Below are 20,457 nucleotides of genomic sequence, written 5' to 3'. Positions count from 1 at the left end.
GGCTAAGAAGTCGATGTGCCGATGAGCACCTTCTACAACCTGCCCGGCGTTGGCGAGAAGGTGGTGCTGTTCACGCATCAGGCGATCCGCGAGGATGCGCATCTGCTGTTTGGTTTCGGCAATGCTGAAGAGCGCGCGGTGTTTCGCCAGCTGATCACGATCACCGGCGTTGGCGCGCGCACCGCGCTGTCCATCCTGTCCGGCATGTCGATCGCTGACCTGGCGCAGGCGGTGACGCTGCAGGAGTCGGGCCGCCTGGTCAAAGTGCCGGGCATCGGCAAGAAGACCGCCGAGCGCCTGCTGCTGGAATTGAAGGGCAAGCTGGGCGCGGACATGGGCGCGGTGGCCGGCGCCCCCCAGGACCATGCCCAGACAGACGTGCTCAATGCGCTCCTGGCTTTGGGGTATTCTGACAAGGAGGCCCTGCTCGCCATCAAGAACATGCCGGCGGGGACCAGCGTGTCGGATGGCATCAAGCTGGCGCTGAAGGCGTTGTCGAAAGCATAAAGACCGAGTACGAATCATCGTCATCCCGGCGCAGGCGGGGATCCAGTTTTGCCGGCGTCTCGACGGCTCGAGCAGAACTTGGGTTCCCGCCTGCGCGGGAACGACGCTCATCCGCTAACACATATGAGTATTCAAACCGACAATTTCACCGAGCAGCGCATCATCGACGCCGCGCCGGCCTCGCCCAACGAGGAGGCGATCGAGCGCGCGCTGCGACCCAAGCATCTCGAAGAATACGTCGGCCAGGAAAAGATCCGCGACCAGCTCGAGATCTTCATCCACGCCGCGCGCAAGCGGCGCGAAGCGCTCGACCACACGCTGCTGTTTGGCCCGCCGGGCCTGGGCAAGACCACCATGGCCCACATCATCGCGCGCGAGATGGGGGTGAACCTGCGCCAGACTTCCGGGCCGGTGCTGGAACGCGCAGGTGACCTCGCGGCGCTGCTGACCAACCTTGAAGCCAACGATGTCCTGTTCATCGACGAAATCCACCGCATGTCGCCGGTGGTGGAGGAAATCCTCTACCCGGCGCTGGAGGATTACCAGATCGACATCATGATCGGCGAAGGCCCGGCCGCGCGCTCGGTCAAGCTGGACCTGCCGCCCTTCACCCTGATTGGTGCCACTACCCGCGCCGGCATGCTCACCAACCCCTTGCGTGACCGCTTCGGCATTGTGGCGCGGCTGGAGTTTTATACCGCGGAAGAACTGACCCGCATTGTCAGCCGTTCTGCCGGCCTGCTTAACGTGACGCTGGCCGATGATGGCGCTTTTGAAGTGGCCCGCCGTTCGCGTGGCACGCCACGGATTGCCAACCGCCTGTTGCGCCGGGTACGTGATTACGCCGAGGTGAAGTCCGACGGCATTGTCACCGCCCAGGTGGCCGATGCCGCACTGGCCATGCTGGATGTGGACCCGGCAGGGCTGGACGTGATGGACCGCAAATTGCTTGCCGCCATTCTGGAAAAATTTGGTGGCGGCCCGGTGGGGCTGGACAATGTCGGTGCCGCCATTGGCGAATCCACCGACACCATCGAAGACGTGATCGAACCCTTCCTGATCCAGCAAGGCTATCTGCAGCGCACCCCGCGCGGACGGATGGCAACGGCACTGGCCTACACCCATTTCGGCCTGCCATTGAAAGACTAGGCATATGCAGAAAATCATCATCAAGACGGGCCGCACCTACCCGGCGCTGGCTGCCCAACTGGGCGATTTCGAAGACTGGATTACCCGTGAGCTGGGTGGTGAACCCGGCGACTGGCGCGTGGTAGATGTGCAGCAGGGCGAAACCCTGCCGCCGGTCAGTGAATGTGCCGGTGCGGTGCTGACCGGCTCGCCGGCCATGGTCAGCGACTACGAAGACTGGAGCGTGAGCACGGCCAACTGGCTGCGTGCCGCCATCGCCCAAGACATGCCGGTGCTGGGCATCTGCTATGGTCACCAGCTGCTGGCTGATGCGCTGGGCGGCCAGGTTGCCTATCACCCGCAAGGGCCGGAGGCTGGTGTGGTGGATGTCCGCTTGTTGCCAGCGGCGGCAGAAGATCCGATTTTTGCCGACCTGCCGCCCAGCTTCCCGGCTGCGGTCATCCACTGGCAGTCGGTCAGCATACTGCCGCCCGGTGCGGTAAGGCTGGCAGCCAATGATTTCGAACCCAACCATGCCTTCCGCGTCGGGTCGGCCTGGGGCGTGCAGTTTCATCCCGAGTTTGATACGGCAGCCATGGACGCCTATCTGGCACATCTGGCACCCACCTTACAAGCGGCAGGACAGCCGGCAGAACAGTTGCGCGCGCAACTGCGCCCGACACCGCAAGCGGCCGCCGTATTACAGCGCTTTGCCCGCCTGCTGCAGGAACAGGCTGCCTGAGTGGCAGCAGGCTGTGCCGGCACCGCACGGGTTGCTGGCAACTGATTGCTCTTGAGCCTTCTTGTTTTGGTATTCCAGAAAGGGAACATCATGTTTTATGCACTGTTTGTCGCCATTGTCGTGGTGGCGCTGGCCGCTTCGCTGGCGGTAGTGCGCTTCTTCGACCCCGCTGTCCATAAAATCCTGCAGCGCACGCTGGGACAGGATCTGGCAGATGCCTGGCGTCGCTACATCAGCTTTGCCATTCTGGTGGCGGGTATCTCTGGCGGGGTACGGCCTTGGAATCTGGAGCAATACCTGCCGCCATCAGCAGGCAAGGGCAGCACCCAGCTTGAAATTACCGGTGCACGCTGGCTGCTGGAGCTGTGGAATGCATTGACGGAAACCTTGCGCTCGATTGCGCTGATCATGCTGCTGTTTTTCCTGTGCTCGATGATGGCTTATGTGATTGCCCGCTCGCTGGAGCTGCGCCGTGCAAAAGAAATGCCAGCACAGACCTTGTCCGAGACTGATCAGGACTAGATCTTTGCCGTGTGCAGCAATGCATGAAAAAAGCCCGCATCATGCGGGCTTTTTTCAGCGGAAGCGTTGGTGGGATCACAGCGTAACCATATTGTCGCGATGGATCAGCTCAGGCTCCACCATATAGCCCAGGGTGGCTTCGATTTCGCGGGTGGTTTTCTTCATGATCAAGCGGGCCTCATCCGAGCTGTAGTTCACCAGACCACGGGCCACTTCCTCACCTTGCTGGTCGACGCAGGCCACGGCCTCCCCGCGCAGGAAGTCGCCATCAATGGCGGTAACACCCACCGGCAGCAGGCTGGTGCCGCGTTCGCGTACTGCCTGTGCCGCACCATGATCCAGTACGATGCGACCAGTCAACTTCAGATGGTCGGCCAGCCACTGCTTGCGCGCCGCCATGCGGTTGGTCGGTGCCAGCAGCTGGGTGCCGATGCCTTCGCCATCGGCCAGCCGTGACAGCACATCATGTTCGCGCCCGCAGGCGATGACGGTGGCGGCACCGCTGCGGGCGGAGCGTTTGGCGGCCAGAATCTTGGTGATCATGCCACCGGTGCCCACGCTGGAACCGACACCGCCGGCCATGTCTTCCAGCGTGGCATCGCCCGCCTGTGCCTCGTGCACAAAGACGGCGTCCGGGTGTTTGCGCGGGTCTGCGGTATACAGGCCTTGCTGATCGGTGAGGATGATCAGCGCATCGGCTTCAATCAGGTTGGTGACCAGTGCGCCCAGTGTGTCGTTGTCGCCAAAGCGGATTTCGTCAGTCACCACGGTGTCGTTCTCGTTGATGATGGGAACGACATTGAGGTTGAGCAGGGTGGTGAGGGTGCTACGGGCGTTCAGATAGCGGGTGCGGTCCGCCAGATCTTCATGGGTCAGCAGGATCTGGGCGGTTTTCAGGCCAAAGGCACGGAAGGCGGTTTCATAAGCCTGGCACAAACCCATCTGGCCGACGGCGGCGGCGGCCTGCAGCTCATGTACCCCCTTGGGGCGTACCGACCAGCCCAGACGCTGACAGCCTTCGGCAATGGCGCCGCTGGAAACCAGCACCACCTGTTTGCCGCGCCGCTTCAGTTCGGCAATTTCGGCAGCCCAGCGCGCCAGTGCGGCCAGATCCAGTCCCTTGCCATCATTGGTTACCAGGCTGGAGCCCACTTTCACCACGATACGGCTGGCGGCATGAATCACCGAACGCATACAAAATCCCCTGCAGGCAATGAATATCAAGCCTGTCAGTGTACCGCAAACTGCCCGGCCGTGGCGCAGTGACCGGGCTCAGAAATGGTCGCTGTCGCGATATTCCATCAGCTGGAAATGCGGTGACTGTTTGTCCAGTCGTGAGGTACGGATCAGTTCTTCACCCTTGTCGTTCCACAGGCGGAATTCACGCAGGCGGCTGAACAGTCGTCCCTGCATCAGCAGAAGGGCAGGACGACGCAGCAGGGGAATGGCTGGCAGATGCAAGGCAAATTGGGGGGCGTCGGCCGGGTGGGTGATGGTGGGGATGACCATCACCGCCTGAGGCTGGCTGCCAACGATTTCCACCCCGCATTCCACATCCACGCCATCGGGCAACAGCGATACCCAGCAGACCATGCACAGCTGTGCCGAGTCCGGCTTGCCCGGCTGGGTCAGCAGAATGGCCTCGCCGGCGCGCAATGTCTGCCCACGCGGCTGGCCGCGCAGCAGGTAGCCGGTGGCGCTCTGGTTCACCACCACGAACAGGCTGGGGGGCGGCGGGGCACGGGTAGTCGGTGGTGGTGCGGATTGCTCGTTGCCGTTCTGGATCCAGCTCATGCCGTTGCTGCGATACCAGATGGACGGAACGGTGGAAATCAGTTCGATCACTTCCTGAATGGGAAGCCGCTGGTGACGCCGACGGCGTGGCTGCTGCCATTCGGCGGCCAGCGACTGCAACAGGCTCAGCTCATCCTGGGTCTGGCTGGGATTGGTGCTGGTGTTCTGCACCTTGGTGAGTTGCTCGATGCTATGGGACAGCACGGTAATGGCTGGCGTGAGATCAAGCAGGTAACAGCCGGCGTCCAGGGTGTCTGCCTGGATGCGCATGAAGCGTGGCGGTTCGTCACGGCTGGCATCCACCAGATAACCGTGCGCCTGGCCATGGATGGCTTCTACTGGTATCAGACCGGCCTGGTGGGCCAGATCCATGATCAACTGCTTGGCTACCAGTAATTCCGGCATGGACAGCCGGTTGGTTGAGGTCAGCCCCAGCAGCAGAATCTGTCGGTAAATGGCCGCAGGAGAGTCGTCGTTTTCCAGATGCCGGTCCTGCCAGCCGCGTGCCAGCGCAAAGCTGTACAGCTGGTGACAGTCGTACCAGAAATGGGCCGGCGGAGGACTGTAGCTCTGGCAGCAGATGCTCAGCAACTGGCGGGCGGCCATCATGGTGTACAGCAGTAGTTCAATACGTTGCTGTTCCCGCTCAAGCAGGCCGCGCTTGGCCAGCCGCTCGGTCAAGGTCAGCTTGAAGGCGACGAAGACCGCCTCGAACAGGGCAGCGCCCAGCATGGCCAACTGGCGGGTGCGCGGTGCCGAGGTCAGGTCGGTCTGGATGATGTCGCTTTCCAGTGCCGGGTAGTAGCGGTCCAGCCCCTTCAGGTATTGCAGCAACAGCTTGTGGCGGTTGCCGACTTCCATGGGCGTGCGGCTGAGGCCGCGCAGGGCATCCAGCATCTGCCGACCGCATTCGTGCAGGTCGGTATACGGCAAGCGTTCTACCCAGCTGGCGACGCTGTCAGGGTTGGTATCTACCAATCTCGGATCCATATCCAGAGCGGGCAAGGCAAGCTGCATCGTGCATCCTATTGCAAGGCGGGTAAAACAGGCGGTGGGGAGCAGGAAAGCCGTGCTGAGCCACGCTTTCCCGCATCATGCATACGCCATGCTATTTGAATCAAGCCCGCCAAGGCAAGGTAATACTCACGGCAGGGCGGTTGCCGGCCCGGTCAACACATTGCTTTCTTGATGTAGCGCATCCAGCACAGTACAAGTGGCCTGGAACAGTTGCTCCATCTCCTCGGGTTGCATGACATAGGGCGGCATGAAATACACCGTTTTGCCAATGGGCCTTACCAGGCAGCCTTGCTTCAGCATGGCCGAGAAAAATGCCTGTGCAAAGTCCGCGCGTGGGCTGTCGACATCAAAGGCCCAGATCATGCCCACATGGCGGAAGTGTCGCACGTCGTCACGTGCTGCTAGCGGGGCCAGTATGGCGTTGAAGTTGGCTGCCAGTTCACGGTTGCGCACAATGATGTCTTCATCGGCAAAGATATCCAGTACCGCCAGCGCTGCGCTGCAGGCCAGGGCGTTGCCGGTATAGCTGTGTGAGTGCAGAAAGCCACGGGTGACATCATCGTGATAAAAAGCCTGGTAGATGGTATCGGTGGTCAGCACACAGGACAGTGGCAGGAAGCCCCCGGTAATGCCTTTGGACAGACAGAGAAAGTCCGGTTTGATGCCAGCCTGCTCGCAGGCAAACAGTGTCCCGGTGCGGCCAAAGCCCACGGCAATTTCATCGGCAATCAGGTGTACCTGGTACTGGTCGCACAGCCGGCGCAGCTCAGTCAGATAAAGCGGGTGGTACATCGCCATGCCGGCAGCGCCCTGTACTAGTGGCTCCACAATGATGGCGGCCATCTCCCCGGCCTTCTTGGCCAGCACGTTTTCCAGCGAGCGAATGGCTGCTCTGGCTACGTCTTCCGCACCTTGCCCCGGCCGGGCCAGACGGGTGTCCGGTGACGGCACCCGCACACCCGGCTTGAGCAAGGGCGCATAAGTGGCGGAGAACAGCGGGACATCGGTCACCGCCAGCGCACCGGCGGTTTCGCCGTGGTAGCTATTGTCCAGGCTGATGAAGCGGCACTTTTCCGGCTGACCGATGTTCTTCCAGTAATGAAAGCTCATCTTCAGGGCGATTTCGGTGGCACTCGCGCCATCAGATGCGTAAAACACATGGCCGAGGCCAGTCAGCGCCGACAGCCGCTCTGACAGCTCGATCACCGGCTTGTGGGTAAACCCGGCCAGCATCACATGCTCGACTGCATCCAGTTGCTGCCGGATGGCCTGCTTGATGCGTGGATGCCCATGGCCGAACAGGTTGACCCACCAGGAGCTGACCGCATCCAGATAACGGTTACCCTCAAAATCCTCCAGCCATACCCCTTCGGCACGGGCGACCGGAATGATGGGCAGGGTTTCGTGGCGTTTCATCTGGGTGCACGGGTGCCAAACGCTGGCCAGGCTGCGTGTCAGCCAGTCCTGATTGCTCATGGGATCTCCTGTAAGCATGAATGGCAGGATGCTAACACAGGCGCTCATGCCGCTTCGAACTGACAAAAAACGTCACATGATGACGTGCTATGCAGGGTGAGGGATGGAGCACAGCCATGAAAACAAAGGCTGCCGCTACTTGGCACGCTTTCTGCATTATGTAGCCCATGCATACCACGGAGAGGGGCATGCGACGCAATAACGGTTTTACCTTGATTGAACTGATGATAGTGGTAGCCATCATCGGCATTCTGGCTGCAGTTGCATTACCCTTTTATCAGCAGTATGCAATTAGGGCAAAAGTAGCTGAGGGTTTGACTGCTGCAGATTCAATAAAATCATCAGTTGCCGAATCTTATTCGGCAACTGGAGAGTGGCCATCAACCAATGCATCCGCTGGTATTAGTTCTTCAACTAGCTATGCAACAAAATACATGGACTCAATCCAGGTAGTGGCTTCGGGTAGTGCAAGTGCTGTAGTAATAAACTTTAATAGCTTGACCGTTGCGCCGAATTTTTCGGTTATTCTTCAGGCAAGTTTGGGTAGTGGCTCTATCGTTTGGAATTGTACAAGTAGTACAACGCAGATGGCATACTTGCCTACCAGTTGTAGACCATAATTTTATTTGCGAGAAATCGCCTTTTTATGAGGATTTTAAGATGAACAAGCAAATTCAACAGGGCTTCACCTTGATTGAGCTGATGATTGTGGTTGCCATCATTGGTATTCTGGCAGCTATTGCAATTCCGGCTTATCAGGATTACACCAAGCGTGCACAGGTTTCTGAAGGTTTGGCATTGGCCGCTGCCGCGAAGACCGCACTGACTGAGTTCTATGCCAGCAACGGCACTTTCCAATCTGGTACGACAGATGTTGATAACACTGCTAACAGTAACAAGTATGGCTTGCCGCTGAATACCGATATTAAGGGTAATGCTGTTAATAAGGTTACAGCTGGTAGCTCTGGCTCAAGCAAAGCAACTATTACTATTGAATACAATCAGAAAGTAGCATCAGGTGCCCAGCTGGTACTTACCGGCACTGCTGGTAGTGGTGGTGTTGCTTGGGTGTGCGGTATTGGTAACACAACGATGCAGAATAACTGGGTTCCATCTAACTGCCGTTAATTGGTAAATGACCATAATAAAAAGGGAAGCAATGCTTCCCTTTTTATTTATTATCTATATGAAAAAAAATATCGAAATAATAATATTGGTAATGTGCGGGCTGTTGTTTACGGTCCCATTTTTCAATTTCTATCGCTATGCGCCCTTGGGTGATTGGGTGACCGATGGGTCATTTATATGTCTGGTTGGGTTGCTGTTTTTGCTTACAGTTCGCACTGAGTGGATATTGGGTCCCGCAGCAGCGGCATTAATAATGCTGATACCCGTGCAACTGGTTTCTGGCGGTATTTTTGATGGTTTTGTTCAAATCTGTGTAATTTTTATTATGTTTCTTCTGGCGCTCAATGTGTCGGGAATTCGTAGTAAAATATTGAGTAATTTTAGATGGCTGGCAGCAGTAGTATTACTCACTTCCCTAGTGCAGGCGCTGATTGCGTATGCCCAGTTTTTTGGCCTCGCCCGATATTTTCATGGTTTTATTGTTTATGCTATGCCGCAAGATAGGCAGATCTTCGGTAATTTTGGGCAGCGCAATCAGTTTGCAAATTTTATGGCATGGGGTGTAATTAGTGCCTGCTATCTGTATGCGATAGGTAGCTTAAGAAAAGTTGCCTTTGGTAGTGTATTGGTATTAATAGTGTTGACCATGACATGGTCTGGCTCACGGACTGTCATTGTTTACGCGGCAGGAATGTTTGTGCTGGCGGCATATTGGTATGGCCGTGCCAAGAGTGATGCTGTTGTAAAACGCATGAGCCAAGCAGTTTTGATAAGTGTTGTGTTAATTATTTTACTGCAACTCTTTAGTCACCAGCTGGTAGGGCTGCTACGTTTTTCAGGTATCCCTGTCGAAGCAAACAGCGGCTTTGATCGTTTCATGGAAGCTGGTTTTGGAGCACGCCGTAGAGTGGAGTGGACCAAGGCGTGGATGATATTCAAGGAACATCCCTGGTTTGGTGTCGGGCTTGGCGGCTATGCATATGGTTCTGTATGGTATGAAGCATTTGCAGGCCTGCCCAAGGTTCCGGAGAGCGTTTTGTTTACCAATTGCCACAATCTGATATTCCAGTTGTTGGCAGAGACTGGTCTGGTGGGGTGTGGAGTTGTGCTCGCGGGATTATATTTTTCTCTCACTCCCTATCTGAAACGAGGAAATCAATCGGCAGAAAACCTATTTCTGCTTGTGATCGCCATGGTTTTGCTTGGGCATAGCATGCTTGAGTACCCGCTGTGGTATATGCCATTTTGCGGCATGCTGGTGTTCGTGTGTGCCATGTCTCCTGCCGCAGCATTAAAGGGCCATTTTCGTATTCAATACTCAGCCGTATTAAAAGTGGCGATTGGTGTATTGTGTATATTATATTTCCTGAATGGCTTGGGGAGGTTTTGGTTTGTCGTTCGATATAATTTTCCAGTTGTTTCTGTTGCAGAAAATAAGAAGACTGTGATGGCTTTGGCTGAGCTTCAGAAGGACCCGTTATGGGGAAGTGATGCCAGCTATGTGTTGGGTAATTACCTGCAACCTAGTCGAGAGGAACTTGATATCAAAATTTCATTTTTTGACCGATTGGTACAGTATCGGCCTTATTCAGAGGTCTTGCTCAAAGCAGCTATGCTACATTCGCTGAATGGTGATACGGAACTAGCACATAAATACATGACTATGGCAATTTCAGCCTATCCTGATGATGTCATTAGAATGCAAGTCATTCTGCGAGGAGATGGCAATCCTGACTATAACAAGCTGCGGGAAATTGTAGATCGGGCCAAGTTTGCATGGGATGCCGCCGGAGAAAATACAGATGCCGCACGTCTCGCCGCCGTCATGACCGTCGCCGCTCCCGTCACCCGCAAAGCCATCTTCTGATCTGATGCACACCGCTGTCCTTGACAGGCTGGCGGTGTCTTCACTGGCTGACATGCGGTATCCTCCCTGTTTTGCTTTCGGCCCTGATTCCATCATGTCCTTTCCGACGCTCTCCCGCCGCATGGCCTTGCTGGCGTTTTGCCTGATTGCCATCCTGCCCTTTGCATCCCGCATTCACTTTGTGCCGCTGCCGCAGTGGTTCGGTGAAATGAACGTGGTGTGGCTGATGCTGATTTCTGCTTTGTTTCTGCTGCCAAGCGGCATGTTGTTTGAGCGTGTGCCCCGTGCCAGCTGGTGGTGTCTGCTGCTGGCCTTGCTCTGGGCCGTGCAGCCACAGTTGGTACATGCCCTGTTCCCTGGGATGACCTATGCCACTGCGCTGGCCTGGTTGGCGGTGGCCTTGCTGGCTGGCCTGGCTTATAGCCTGCAGCAAACATTTGGCAGCCGTGAATTTGCGGTATGGCTGGCGCGCGCCATCATTGCGGGTGGGTTGATCCAGTCGCTGATTGGTCTGGCACAACTAACCGGGCTGGCGCATACGCTGGGGCTGTTTTATGACAGCAGCCATCCTACAACCAATATCTTTGGCCACATCGGCCAGCGCAATCAGTACGCCCATTACCTGATGTGGTCGGTGGTGAGCGGGGTATACCTGTTTGCCGTGGACCGCATGGCGCGTGGCTGGCTGGCAGTGCTGGTGATCTGGCTTGGCCTGATGCTGGCCTATGCAGCTTCGCGCACCACCATGCTGTATCTGCTGGCGCTGACACTGTTGGGCGGCTTGTGGCACTGGCGCATGCGCGCAACCGACTCGCGCCGCCTGATGTGGGCGATGTTGCTGTCGTGCATTGTGATTTTTGCCGCGCAGTTTGCCTTGCCGCTGGTCAACCATCTGGTGTCCTTGTTTACCCATGCCAGCGTGACCAATGCGTCCGGGCTGGAGCGTCTGGCGGCCAATGGCGACGATATGGGTTCACGCCGTATTGCCGAGATGGGCAAGGCCTGGCTGACATTCAAGTCGCATCCGTTATGGGGGGTGGGCTGGTCGCAATATGCCGCAGAAAGCGTGCGCTTGCAGCCGTTGCCGCAGTTTGCCAGCGCAGGCTTTAACAGCGGACTGTTTACCAATTGCCATAACCTGATCCTGCAACTACTGGCTGAGATGGGCCTGCCGATTACCCTGGCAGTGGTAGGTGGCTTTGCCTGGGTGGTATGGCCATTCTTCTCGGAGCGTGCCGAGGCTGAAGGCATGCTGGCGCTGGGCTGTATGGCGGTGACCCTGATTCACAGCATGCTGGAATACCCGCTGTGGTATCTATACTTCCTGGCCATGCTGGCGGTGTTTGCCTCAATGTCGCCGGCGCAGACTCGCCGCGCGGGCTGGTGGGTTTATTGCCTGTGGATGATTGGGATGGCTTTTATCGGTTATCTGTCGATGGTGACCTGGTCGACGTATAACGAACTGGTCGGCCTGTATACGCAAACAGATAATCCGGCACGTGATGCCAAGCGGCAGCAGCGTCTGGCGGAAATCATGGAGGAGCACCCGCTGTTTGCCTACCATGCACTGAGCACGCTGGATGATTATCTGAGTGCGGACAAATCCAATCTGACCCAGAAGCTGCAATGGGAAGAGCGTCTGACTGCATTCCGTCCCTATCCGGATGTGATGATGAAGAAGGCGCAGATGCTGGCACTGGCGGGCCGGGAGGCTGAAGCAAAGGCCACGGTGGCGACGGCGCTGGCGTCTTTCCCGACCTATGCCAAGGATTATCTGGACGATATCGACGAGGACGTGCCGCAATGGCAGCCCTTGCGCGCAGAGGCGCAGCAGGTATTTGACCGCCTGCCGGCCAAGTATCGTGGCGGGGAAGGCGAGTAAGGGGTGACTGGCTGGAGCCAGTACCGCGGCTGATGGTGTGGCCGCCGTTGTTACCAGCTGTTTTGCCATCATCGCCTATAAATCAAAAAGCCCGCGTTGCGTAACGCGGGCTTTTTGCTGGAACGGCGGGGCGGTCAGTTGTCGATGACCACGCCTTCGCTCAGTGCCGTCTTCATCTTACCCAGGGCCTTGGCTTCGATCTGGCGAATACGCTCGGCGGAAACACCAAACTCGGCGGCCAGCTCGTGCAAGGTGGCGCCACCATCGTCTGCCAGCCAGCGCGCTTCCACGATGCGGCGGCTGCGTGCATCCAGCGAGGACAATGCGTATTCGATCCCTTCGGTTTGCAGGTGATCGAAGGCCTTGCGCTCGAGCGCGCGGGTCGGTTCATGATGTGCGTCAGCCAGCCAGTCGATGGGGGCGTAACCTTCGTCGTCGCCATCATCCGCCATCAGGGCGATGTCCTGCCCGCTCATGCGGGTTTCCATTTCCCGTACTTCTTCCGGCTTTACGCCAAGGTCTTCGGCAATCTGCCGTGCCTCGTTTTCGCTCAGGGCGGAAAAGCTGCTCTTCATGCTACGCAGGTTGAAGAACAGCTTGCGTTGCGGCTTGGTGGTGGCAATGCGCACCAAGCGCCAGTTGCGCAGGATGAATTCGTGGATTTCGGCCTTGATCCAGTGCACGGCAAAGGAAAACAGGCGTACGCCACGGCCCGGTTCAAAGCGTTTTACCGCTTTCATCAGGCCGATATTGCCTTCCTGGATCAGGTCGGCCTGCGGCAGGCCGTAACCGGCATAACCACGCGAAATCGATACGACGACACGCAGGTGCGACAGCACCATCTGGCGGGCGGCTTCCAGATCATTGTCTTGCTGGAAGCGGGTGGCCAGCTCTGTCTCCTGTTCGGGGGTCAGCATGGGAACACTGTTCACCGCCTGGATGTATTGCTCCAGGCTGCCGCTGGACGACGGAACGGGCAAGGCAAATGTTGTGGTCATCAGTGTAACTACCTCCTTGGGTAGTGCTATCTTAGCACTCGCATATAGAGAGTGCTAGCAAGCAAAGGTTCCAGCGTCAATGAATTTTTCTATGGTGCCGATAGTTTTTTACGAGGCAAACCGGGGAAAAGACCAAGAAGCATGCGCTGGCTGGATGTCACATTAAGCGAAATCCAGCCGCAGGGGAAAGGAATGGATTGTTAACGAGGTTGAATTTTCCGCAGGTGGTGGTCTGATGCCAGGCGCGCACCCAGCATGGCCAACAGGGCAGATACCGCCAGTACCACCAGTAGCTCGACGGAATTCAATCCGCGTAGCGATACACGCTCATTGTAAAGCTGGGCAAAGTCATGAATGGCAGGATTGGCCGTGATCACCAGCCAGCTGGTCAGCCCCCAGGCTGCCAGGCCAGCCAGCAAGCCCTGCCACATGGCGTGATACATGAAGGGGCGGCGGATGAAGCTGTCCGGCGCGCCAATCAGCTTGGCCACTTCAATTTCATCGCGGCGTGCCAGAATCTGCATCCGTACCGCATTATGGGTAACCAGCACCAAGGCTATGCCGAGTGCTGCGCCCAGAAACCAGGTCAGCTGCTTGCCCAGTTCCACCATGGCGTACAGTCGCTTGGCCCAGCGTGCGTCAAATTGGGCGGATTCCACCATGGGCAGGCCGGAAAGCTCTTTTTGCAGCATTTCCAGTTCGTGCGGTTCCAGTGTTTTGGGGGTGACCACAAACGCATCCGGCAGCGGATTGTCAGTCAGTCCCTCGCTAAGTCCGGAAAGCCCGTTGCGCTTTTCAAGATCATTTAGCGCCTGTTTCTTGCCGACAAAGCTGAAGCTCTGGATGCGCGGGTGTTTGGTCAGTGTAGTGGAAACTGCCGCCAGGTCTGCTTCTTCGGCGGACTGTTCCATGAACAGGGTGATCTGTGGCGTGGCAGTCAGCCGGCCAGCCCACTCCTGGATGCTGCTGACGGTGAGGTAGAGTGAAAGCGGCAGGGCCAGCGCAATGGACAGCATCAGCAGGGTAAGCAGGCTGCCAAACGGTTGGCGGAAAATCTTGCCCAAGGCTTGGCGTGCACTTTGCCAGTTCAGGTACAGATAGTGTTTCATGCGGCGAACTGCCCTTCTTTCAACCGGATGATGCGGCGGCCATAGTCTTCCATCAGGGTTTCGTCGTGGGCGGAAATCACCACGGTAACGCCAACCTGATGGAAAGATTTGAACAACTCCATGATGTCCAGTGCGTAAGCGCGGTCCAGATTGGCCGATGGTTCATCCGCCAGCAGCAGGCTGGGACGGTGGACTACGGCGCGTGCAATGCACAGGCGCTGTTGCTCGCCACCGGACAGGCGGATGGGCATGGATTTTTCCTTGGACAGCAGGCCCACCTTGTCCAGTGCGGCACGCACCCGGCGTGCGGCATCGCGACGATCAAAGCCGATGATGTCCAGCGGCAGCATTACATTGTCAAACACCGTGCGGTCAAACAGCAGCTTGTGATCCTGAAACACCATCCCGATATGCTGACGGACATAGGGGATCTGGCTGTTGCGCAGCTTGGACAGATTATGTCCGCTGACAATCACGCTGCCACTGGTGGCACGTTCGATGCCAGCCACCAGCTTGAGCAGGGTGGATTTGCCCGCACCGGAGTGGCCGGCCAGAAAGGCCATTTCGCCGGTATCTATGGTAAAGGAAAGATTCTTCAGGGCTTCGTTGCCACCGGGATAACGCTTGGTGACCTGGTCGAACTGAATCATGCGCTGGATTCCCCTTGATCCGGTAAGACAATGCCGACGGCAAGCCGCCGGCGTGGCTGATATGAGGCAGATGATCAGTCGAACAGAGCGTCGACGTAATCCTTGCTGCTGAACGGGCGCAGATCGTCAATGCTTTCGCCAACCCCGATAAACCGTAGCGGAATCGGCCGTTGCTTGGCAATGGCGGCAATGACGCCACCCTTGGCCGTACCATCCAGTTTGGTCAGGATCAGGCCGGTCAGGCCCAGTGCATCATCAAATACTTTCACTTGGCTGATGGCGTTCTGACCGATATTGGCATCCAGCACCAGAATGACTTCATGCGGTGCATCCGGCAGGGCCTTCTGGATGACACGCTTCACCTTCTTGATTTCTTCCATCAGGTGCAGCTGGGTCGGCAGGCGGCCGGCGGTATCCGCCAGCACGATATCGATGTCACGTGCAATGGCGGCCTGAATGGCGTCGTAGCATACGGCAGCGGCATCGCCGCCTTGTTGGGCAATCACGGTGACATTATTGCGCTCGCCCCAAGCCATCAGCTGCTCGCGCGCGGCGGCGCGAAAGGTGTCGCCAGCAGCCAGCAGCACACTCTTGCCTTGCAGTTGATAGTATTTAGCCAGCTTGCCGATGGAGGTGGTCTTGCCAGCACCGTTTACCCCGGCCATCATGATGACAAAGGGTTTTTTGCCGCTGACATCCAGCGGCTTTTCCAAGGGATGAATCAGCTGGTTGAGTGAGTCCTTCAGCGCGCCTTTCAGCTCGCTGCCATCCTTCAGCCCTTTGAGGCTGACGCGTTCGCGCACATCCTGCAGCAGGTGTACCGTTGCATCCATGCCCATATCGGCGGTCAGCAGGACAGTTTCCAGCTCCTCGTACAGATCTTCATCGATCTTGCCGCCTCCAAACAGGCCAGCCAGCGATTTGCCCAGTTTGTCCCGGGTTTTCGAAAGGCCAGCCTTCAGGCGTTCGGTCCAGCTTAGCTTTCTGGCCGGAGCCTCCTCAGGCTCGTCGACTTCAGCTTGCGGTGCTGAAGCAGCAATGTCGGCGACTGGCGTGGCAACAGGATCGGCAGCCGGAATAGGGGCGGCAATGTCAGCTGGGGCTGGCGGACTTGACTCGACGAGTGGTGCGCTGGAGGCCTCGGTCTGGGGTTCGATGACCGGGGTTTCAACCGGTTTTGGTTTTTTCTTGAAGAAACTAAACATGCGTCTGCGTAGTCTGGGAAGGCGATAAATGGCTAAATTGTATCCTTAAATGAGCAACTGGGCAGAAACGATGGTAATGAAAGCAAAATCAGGGTGGATCGGAGTCATGCTCATACTGCTGGCCAGCGTGGCGGGGGCCGTCCCGCTAGAGGCCACATTGCCCAATGGGCTGAAGATTGTGGTTGAGCGCGACGAGCGTTCTCCGGTGGTAGTTTCACAGCTGTGGTATCGGGTGGGCAGCGTGGATGAGGTCAATGGACACACTGGCCTGTCACATTTACTGGAGCACATGATGTTCAAGGGAACTGCCAAGGTGGCCGATGGTGAGTACTCCCGCCGGATTGCCCAAGCGGGCGGCAAGGAAAATGCATTTACCAGCCGCGATTACACCGTATATTTTGCCCAGTTATCTGCCGACAAGTTGCCCTTGGCGTTAGAGCTGGAAGCGGATCGCATGGCGAACCTGCTGATTAATGAGTCGTCCTTCCGCCGTGAGCTGGAAGTGGTCAAGGAGGAGCGGCGTATGCGCACGGAAGACCAGCCAGTTGGCTTGCTGCAAGAGGCGCTGCATGCCAATGCCTTTGTGGCCAATCCGGTGCGCTATCCGGTCATCGGCTGGATGGATGATCTGCAACATGCCCGTGCCGAAGATCTGCGCCATTGGTATCAGCAGTGGTATGCACCGAACAATGCCACCCTGGTGGTGGTTGGCGATGTCGATCCGACTTGGGTGATTGAACAAGCCAATCATTATTTCGGTAAATTGCCCGCAGTAAATCTGCCCATGCGCAATCCGCAACGAGAACCACTCCAGCAGGGCATCAAACGGGTAGAGATCAGTGCACCGTCGCAGCTTAACTATCTGACCATGGCCTGGCACGTGCCAGGACTCAGGACGACCAGTGATGAACAAGTCTATGCCTATGCTTTGCTGGAGGCTGTATTGTCTGGAGACTCCGCAGCACGCTTGCCACGCAATATGGTGCGCGGTGGGGTGCAGGCGCACGATGCATCAGCAGACTACGACATGATGGGACGAGGAGAGGCTTTGTTTGCCATTACCGCCAGTCAGGCGATGAGCCGACAGCCAAACGAACTGGAAGCGGCCATCCGGCAACAGCTGCAAGAAATTGTCGAGCACGGTGTCAGCGAGCAGGAGCTTGCCCGTGTCCGCCTGCAGCTGGATGCAGACGAAATCTACCAGCGGGATTCCCTGTTTGCCCAGGCCATGCAGATAGGTACGCTGGAGTCGCTGGGTTTTTCCTGGCGTAACCGGGATCTCATCAGAAAACACATGCAGAAAGTGAGTTCAGCACAAGTCAGACAGGCCGCGGCGTCACTGCAAGATACCCAGCTAACGGTGTTGACCCTGCATGGCAAGGGCGGGAAGCAGCCTGCTGCCGGACTGACGAAGGGAGATGGACTTGTCCGCTAAACCAATTGCACTGGCTTGCATGCTGATGTTGGCCAGCATGCTGGCGCATGCCGTGGAGATTCAGTCATGGGTCAGTCCCCAGCAGGCGCGGGTATTGCTGGTGGAAGCGCATGCCAATCCGATGCTGGACGTCCGTATAGACTTTGACGCCGGCAGCCGGCGCGACCCGTCAGGCAAGGAAGGACTTGCTGCCATGGTGGCTGGTTTGCTGGATGCAGGTGCCGGCTCACTGGATGAAGAGGCCATCCAGCGCCAACTAGCCAGTAGTGCTGCGCAATTGAACGGATTCGCCGATGTGGAAAGCGCTGGGCTGCGCCTGCGCACCTTGACCCGTCCGGCCCTGCTACAGCGCGCTATGGAGCTGGCTGCCAGTGAACTGTCACGGCCTCGTTTTGCTGCTGCCGCGCTGCAGCGAGAGCGGCAGCGTGCCATTGATAGCTTGCAACAACGGCAAGAGGATGCCGCTGCCATGGCCGATATCATGTTGCGACAGCGCATGTATGGCAGCCATCCATATGGCAAGCCAGCCTTCATTACCGTGAAAAGCCTGCAGGCAATCCAGCAGGATGATCTGCGGGCCTTCTGGCGACAACACTACCGGGCCGCATCGGCAGTGGTCTCCATCGTAGGTGATATCAGCCGTCCGGCAGCCGAAAAACTGGTCAATGACTTATTAAAGGATTTGCCGACAGGCAATACGACGCTACCCGCTATTCCTGATGTCGCCGTGAAGGCAGCAGCCGCACCACTCCAGTTATCACTGCCTGGTAGTCAGACGCATATCGTACTGGGCATGCCAGTGTTGAAGCGCGACGATCCGGACTACTACGCTCTGATCGTTGGCAACTATATTCTTGGTGGCGGTGGTTTCGACTCGCGATTAATGCAGGAACTGCGTAGCCGGCGCGGACTCACCTATGGAGTGAGCAGCCATTTCACGCCATTGCAACAGGCAGGGCCGTTTATCATTGCACTTGCTACCCGCAATGCCGAGGCTGCAACCGCACTACAGGCAACACGTGAGGTACTGAATAAATATATAGAGAATGGACCCGCGACAGCAGAACTGCAGCAAGCCAAGGCCAATATCATCGGTGGCTTTCCCCTGCGCTACGACAGCAATGGAAAACTGCTGCCGTATCTTGCGACCATGGGGCAGTATCAATTGCCATTAAGCTATCTGCAGGACTATCCTCGCGCCGTAGCGGCAGTGACGACTGCGCAGATTCGTGATGCTTGGCGTCGCCGGATTGTAATGCAGCAGATGCAGATTGTGACGGTGGGCGCTACACCTTAAGCCCCAAACCGCTTGCGATACAGCATGCCAGACGGGAAAAGAGTAAACTCTCGCCCTTGTGTTTTCAGTCAAGGCATCATGAATCAGCAGCGAAACAAAGTCCGTATCATCGGGGGGCAGTACCGCCGCCGCTTGTTACCTTTCCCGGACGCCGAAGGCTTGCGGCCAACGCCGGACCGGGTAAGAGAAACCGTCTTCAACTGGCTGGGGCAGGAACTGTATGGCAAGCGTTGTCTGGACTTGTTTGCCGGCAGTGGTGCACTGGGCTTTGAGGCGGCATCTCGCGAGGCTGCCCGTGTGGTGATGGTGGAAAAGTCACGCAAGGTGGCTGAGTCACTCAAGGCAAATCGCCAGCTGCTGGCGGCGACACATATCGATGTTGTCGCCATGGATGCTCTGCATTACGTAAAAAGCTGCCGTGAACAATTTGATGTCATCTTCCTCGACCCACCCTACGACTCGACATTGCTGCAGCAGGTACTGCCGCTAATGGTTAATCTGCTGACGGCGGAAGGTGTGGTGTACTTCGAGGCAAGACACTGGCCGGAAAGCATGAACGGGTGGGAAGTCATCAAGCAGGACAAGGCAGCGTCAGTGCATTACGCGCTGGCAAGACCGACCCAACAAGAATCGCTGTAATACGCCTGCAGGTTGCCGCATAAAGATATAACGGGGCGAACTTGCGACTGTGGCAGGCGGATGACAGAATCAATACTGTGAATACTTGAGGAAATTACTATGTCTCTCATGATTACCGACGAATGCATCAACTGCGACGTCTGTGAACCGGAATGCCCGAACAATGCCATCTCCCAGGGCGAAGAGATTTACCAGATCGACCCCAATCTGTGCACGCAGTGTGTTGGTCATTATGACGAGCCGCAGTGCCAGCAAGTCTGTCCGGTGGATTGCATTCCGCTGGATCCGGCTCATCCTGAAACCCAGGAACAGCTGCATGCAAAATATCTGCAGATCTCCGGCAAGGCCTGATCAAGGCTAAGTACTTGATGCAAAAAGCAGAGCCCCGCACATTGCGGGGCTTTGTGCATTTTCCGGCAAAAATAATTAAAAAAAATGCGCTACAGGTGTTGACGACAGAAACGGGTATCTATACTATTCGGGTCTCTCAGGGGGGGTTACCCCAGCGGTCAACGGGTCCGGACTGTAAATCCGGCGGCTCAGCCTTCGAAGGTTCGAATCCTTCTCCCCCCACCAGAATTAATTACGTCTTGGCGGCGTGTAGTATGAAAGCCGTTTAGTTGTTGCAGGCGGGTGTAGCTCAATGGTAGAGCAGAAGCCTTCCAAGCTTACGACGAGGGTTCGATTCCCTTCACCCGCTCCAAGCGTTAATGCCTGTTTAAGGGCCCATGTAGCTCAGGGGTAGAGCACTCCCTTGGTAAGGGAGAGGTCGGCAGTTCAATTCTGCCCATGGGCACCACCAATTTGTTTGTAGTGACTCATTTTCAGGAAATTTTGCCATGGCTAAGGAAAAGTTCGAGCGGACCAAACCGCACGTAAACGTCGGCACCATCGGTCACGTTGACCATGGTAAGACCACCCTGACCGCAGCGATCACCACCATTCTGTCGAAGAAGTTCGGTGGCGAAGCCAAGGACTACTCCCAGATCGACAGCGCGCCGGAAGAAAAGGCACGTGGTATTACCATTAATACCGCTCACGTAGAATACGAAACCGAAGCA

At 56.9% G+C, this 20,457-nt stretch carries 20 protein-coding genes and 3 tRNA genes; 16 read left to right on the top strand and 7 right to left on the bottom strand.

What is annotated here, in order from left to right; all coding sequences use genetic code 11:
- Nucleotides 1-15: 15 nt before the first annotated feature.
- From ruvA to QVF59_RS03715, 4 genes are all read left to right on the top strand, one after another.
- On the top strand, nt 16-507 hold the full coding sequence (ruvA, locus tag QVF59_RS03730) for a Holliday junction branch migration protein RuvA (protein ID WP_287877463.1): 492 nt from the start codon (nt 16-18) through the stop codon (nt 505-507).
- A gap of 123 nt (nt 508-630) precedes the next feature.
- Nucleotides 631-1,656 (top strand): Holliday junction branch migration DNA helicase RuvB, encoded by a 1,026-nt coding sequence (ruvB, locus tag QVF59_RS03725; protein WP_287877461.1) that lies wholly within the window; start codon nt 631-633, stop codon nt 1,654-1,656.
- 4 nt (nt 1,657-1,660) lie between these two features.
- Entirely contained in the window at nt 1,661-2,377 is a 717-nt protein-coding gene (locus QVF59_RS03720; protein WP_287877459.1) for a glutamine amidotransferase, read from the top strand.
- A gap of 90 nt (nt 2,378-2,467) precedes the next feature.
- Complete coding sequence (locus QVF59_RS03715; RefSeq protein WP_159879956.1) at nt 2,468-2,899, top strand: hypothetical protein; 432 nt, start codon at nt 2,468-2,470, stop codon at nt 2,897-2,899.
- Nucleotides 2,900-2,974: 75 nt separating this feature from the next.
- Here the strand turns inward: QVF59_RS03715 and proB are convergent, their stop codons facing one another.
- The 3 genes from proB to QVF59_RS03700 all read right to left on the bottom strand — a co-directional run bounded on the left by proB (nt 2,975) and on the right by QVF59_RS03700 (nt 7,186).
- Complete coding sequence (gene proB, locus QVF59_RS03710; RefSeq protein WP_159879954.1) at nt 2,975-4,093, bottom strand: glutamate 5-kinase; 1,119 nt, start codon at nt 4,091-4,093, stop codon at nt 2,975-2,977.
- 78 nt (nt 4,094-4,171) lie between these two features.
- On the bottom strand, nt 4,172-5,671 hold the full coding sequence (locus QVF59_RS03705; RefSeq protein WP_287877457.1) for a cyclic-di-GMP receptor FimW-related protein: 1,500 nt from the start codon (nt 5,669-5,671) through the stop codon (nt 4,172-4,174).
- A 165-nt stretch (nt 5,672-5,836) separates the two neighbouring features.
- Nucleotides 5,837-7,186, bottom strand: coding sequence for an adenosylmethionine--8-amino-7-oxononanoate transaminase (locus QVF59_RS03700; protein WP_287877455.1), 1,350 nt, complete (start codon nt 7,184-7,186; stop codon nt 5,837-5,839).
- Nucleotides 7,187-7,374: 188 nt separating this feature from the next.
- On the opposite strand from QVF59_RS03700, the gene QVF59_RS03695 reads away from it, so the two are divergent.
- From QVF59_RS03695 to QVF59_RS03680, 4 genes are all read left to right on the top strand, one after another.
- Nucleotides 7,375-7,806: a pilin gene (locus QVF59_RS03695; RefSeq protein WP_287877453.1), complete on the top strand. Its 432-nt coding sequence runs from the start codon at nt 7,375-7,377 to the stop codon at nt 7,804-7,806.
- 40 nt (nt 7,807-7,846) lie between these two features.
- Nucleotides 7,847-8,314 (top strand): pilin, encoded by a 468-nt coding sequence (locus QVF59_RS03690; protein WP_287877452.1) that lies wholly within the window; start codon nt 7,847-7,849, stop codon nt 8,312-8,314.
- A 31-nt stretch (nt 8,315-8,345) separates the two neighbouring features.
- Nucleotides 8,346-10,181, top strand: coding sequence for a PglL family O-oligosaccharyltransferase (locus QVF59_RS03685; protein WP_287877450.1), 1,836 nt, complete (start codon nt 8,346-8,348; stop codon nt 10,179-10,181).
- 94 nt (nt 10,182-10,275) lie between these two features.
- Nucleotides 10,276-12,063, top strand: coding sequence for a PglL family O-oligosaccharyltransferase (locus QVF59_RS03680; protein WP_287877448.1), 1,788 nt, complete (start codon nt 10,276-10,278; stop codon nt 12,061-12,063).
- Nucleotides 12,064-12,197: 134 nt separating this feature from the next.
- On the opposite strand, the gene rpoH is transcribed toward QVF59_RS03680, so the two are convergent.
- From rpoH to ftsY, 4 genes are all read right to left on the bottom strand, one after another.
- The gene (rpoH, locus tag QVF59_RS03675) at nt 12,198-13,061 is read right to left on the bottom strand and encodes an RNA polymerase sigma factor RpoH (protein ID WP_159879942.1); all 864 of its coding nucleotides are present in this window, start codon (nt 13,059-13,061) and stop codon (nt 12,198-12,200) included.
- Between the two features lie 200 nt (nt 13,062-13,261).
- Nucleotides 13,262-14,170, bottom strand: a complete 909-nt coding sequence (gene ftsX, locus QVF59_RS03670) for a permease-like cell division protein FtsX (RefSeq protein WP_287877447.1) — start codon at nt 14,168-14,170, stop codon at nt 13,262-13,264.
- Nucleotides 14,167-14,820, bottom strand: a complete 654-nt coding sequence (ftsE, locus tag QVF59_RS03665) for a cell division ATP-binding protein FtsE (RefSeq protein ID WP_159879938.1) — start codon at nt 14,818-14,820, stop codon at nt 14,167-14,169. Before ftsE ends, ftsX begins: the two co-directional genes overlap by 4 nt.
- Before the next feature lie 74 nt (nt 14,821-14,894).
- Nucleotides 14,895-16,025 carry a signal recognition particle-docking protein FtsY gene (gene ftsY, locus QVF59_RS03660; protein ID WP_287877445.1) on the bottom strand — a complete coding sequence of 377 codons (1,131 nt, stop codon included), beginning with the start codon at nt 16,023-16,025 and terminating at the stop codon, nt 14,895-14,897.
- Nucleotides 16,026-16,131: 106 nt separating this feature from the next.
- On the opposite strand from ftsY, the gene QVF59_RS03655 reads away from it, so the two are divergent.
- The 8 genes from QVF59_RS03655 to QVF59_RS03620 form a co-directional block, all read left to right on the top strand.
- Complete coding sequence (locus QVF59_RS03655; protein WP_287877444.1) at nt 16,132-17,460, top strand: M16 family metallopeptidase; 1,329 nt, start codon at nt 16,132-16,134, stop codon at nt 17,458-17,460.
- Nucleotides 17,450-18,757 (top strand): M16 family metallopeptidase, encoded by a 1,308-nt coding sequence (locus tag QVF59_RS03650; RefSeq protein ID WP_287877443.1) that lies wholly within the window; start codon nt 17,450-17,452, stop codon nt 18,755-18,757. Before QVF59_RS03655 ends, QVF59_RS03650 begins: the two co-directional genes overlap by 11 nt.
- 78 nt (nt 18,758-18,835) lie before the next feature.
- Complete coding sequence (rsmD, locus tag QVF59_RS03645; RefSeq protein ID WP_159879930.1) at nt 18,836-19,396, top strand: 16S rRNA (guanine(966)-N(2))-methyltransferase RsmD; 561 nt, start codon at nt 18,836-18,838, stop codon at nt 19,394-19,396.
- A gap of 99 nt (nt 19,397-19,495) precedes the next feature.
- On the top strand, nt 19,496-19,747 hold the full coding sequence (locus QVF59_RS03640) for a YfhL family 4Fe-4S dicluster ferredoxin (RefSeq protein WP_089082795.1): 252 nt from the start codon (nt 19,496-19,498) through the stop codon (nt 19,745-19,747).
- A gap of 139 nt (nt 19,748-19,886) precedes the next feature.
- Nucleotides 19,887-19,972, top strand: a tRNA-Tyr gene (locus tag QVF59_RS03635).
- Between the two features lie 53 nt (nt 19,973-20,025).
- Nucleotides 20,026-20,099 (top strand) — tRNA-Gly (locus QVF59_RS03630).
- A 21-nt stretch (nt 20,100-20,120) separates the two neighbouring features.
- Nucleotides 20,121-20,195: transfer RNA gene (locus QVF59_RS03625), tRNA-Thr, on the top strand.
- A gap of 40 nt (nt 20,196-20,235) precedes the next feature.
- On the top strand, nt 20,236-20,457 hold a 222-nt coding region (locus QVF59_RS03620), incomplete at its 3' end, for a GTP-binding protein (protein WP_287877434.1).

Source organism: Aquitalea sp. (assembly GCF_030150775.1).
In the GTDB taxonomy this organism is placed as follows: Bacteria; Pseudomonadota; Gammaproteobacteria; order Burkholderiales; family Chromobacteriaceae; genus Aquitalea; species Aquitalea denitrificans.
The sequence above is the reverse complement of the archived record's forward strand: the minus strand, read 5'-3'. Positions and strand labels throughout refer to the sequence as shown.

Excerpts from the sequence above, each read along its gene's own strand:
- QVF59_RS03655 (WP_287877444.1), top strand. The coding sequence starts at position 16,132 with ATGCTCATACTGCTGGCCAGCGTGGCGGGGGCCGTCCCGCTAGAGGCC.
- QVF59_RS03695 (WP_287877453.1), top strand. The coding sequence starts at position 7,375 with ATGCGACGCAATAACGGTTTTACCTTGATTGAACTGATGATAGTGGTA.
- proB (WP_159879954.1), bottom strand. The coding sequence starts at position 4,093 with ATGCGTTCGGTGATTCATGCCGCCAGCCGTATCGTGGTGAAAGTGGGC.
- QVF59_RS03680 (WP_287877448.1), top strand. The coding sequence starts at position 10,276 with ATGTCCTTTCCGACGCTCTCCCGCCGCATGGCCTTGCTGGCGTTTTGC.
- QVF59_RS03685 (WP_287877450.1), top strand. The coding sequence starts at position 8,346 with ATGCTTCCCTTTTTATTTATTATCTATATGAAAAAAAATATCGAAATA.
- QVF59_RS03640 (WP_089082795.1), top strand. The coding sequence starts at position 19,496 with ATGTCTCTCATGATTACCGACGAATGCATCAACTGCGACGTCTGTGAA.
- ruvB (WP_287877461.1), top strand. The coding sequence starts at position 631 with ATGAGTATTCAAACCGACAATTTCACCGAGCAGCGCATCATCGACGCC.
- QVF59_RS03690 (WP_287877452.1), top strand. The coding sequence starts at position 7,847 with ATGAACAAGCAAATTCAACAGGGCTTCACCTTGATTGAGCTGATGATT.
- QVF59_RS03715 (WP_159879956.1), top strand. The coding sequence starts at position 2,468 with ATGTTTTATGCACTGTTTGTCGCCATTGTCGTGGTGGCGCTGGCCGCT.
- ftsY (WP_287877445.1), bottom strand. The coding sequence starts at position 16,025 with ATGTTTAGTTTCTTCAAGAAAAAACCAAAACCGGTTGAAACCCCGGTC.
- QVF59_RS03720 (WP_287877459.1), top strand. The coding sequence starts at position 1,661 with ATGCAGAAAATCATCATCAAGACGGGCCGCACCTACCCGGCGCTGGCT.
- ftsE (WP_159879938.1), bottom strand. The coding sequence starts at position 14,820 with ATGATTCAGTTCGACCAGGTCACCAAGCGTTATCCCGGTGGCAACGAA.
- rpoH (WP_159879942.1), bottom strand. The coding sequence starts at position 13,061 with ATGACCACAACATTTGCCTTGCCCGTTCCGTCGTCCAGCGGCAGCCTG.
- QVF59_RS03700 (WP_287877455.1), bottom strand. The coding sequence starts at position 7,186 with ATGAGCAATCAGGACTGGCTGACACGCAGCCTGGCCAGCGTTTGGCAC.
- rsmD (WP_159879930.1), top strand. The coding sequence starts at position 18,836 with ATGAATCAGCAGCGAAACAAAGTCCGTATCATCGGGGGGCAGTACCGC.
- ftsX (WP_287877447.1), bottom strand. The coding sequence starts at position 14,170 with ATGAAACACTATCTGTACCTGAACTGGCAAAGTGCACGCCAAGCCTTG.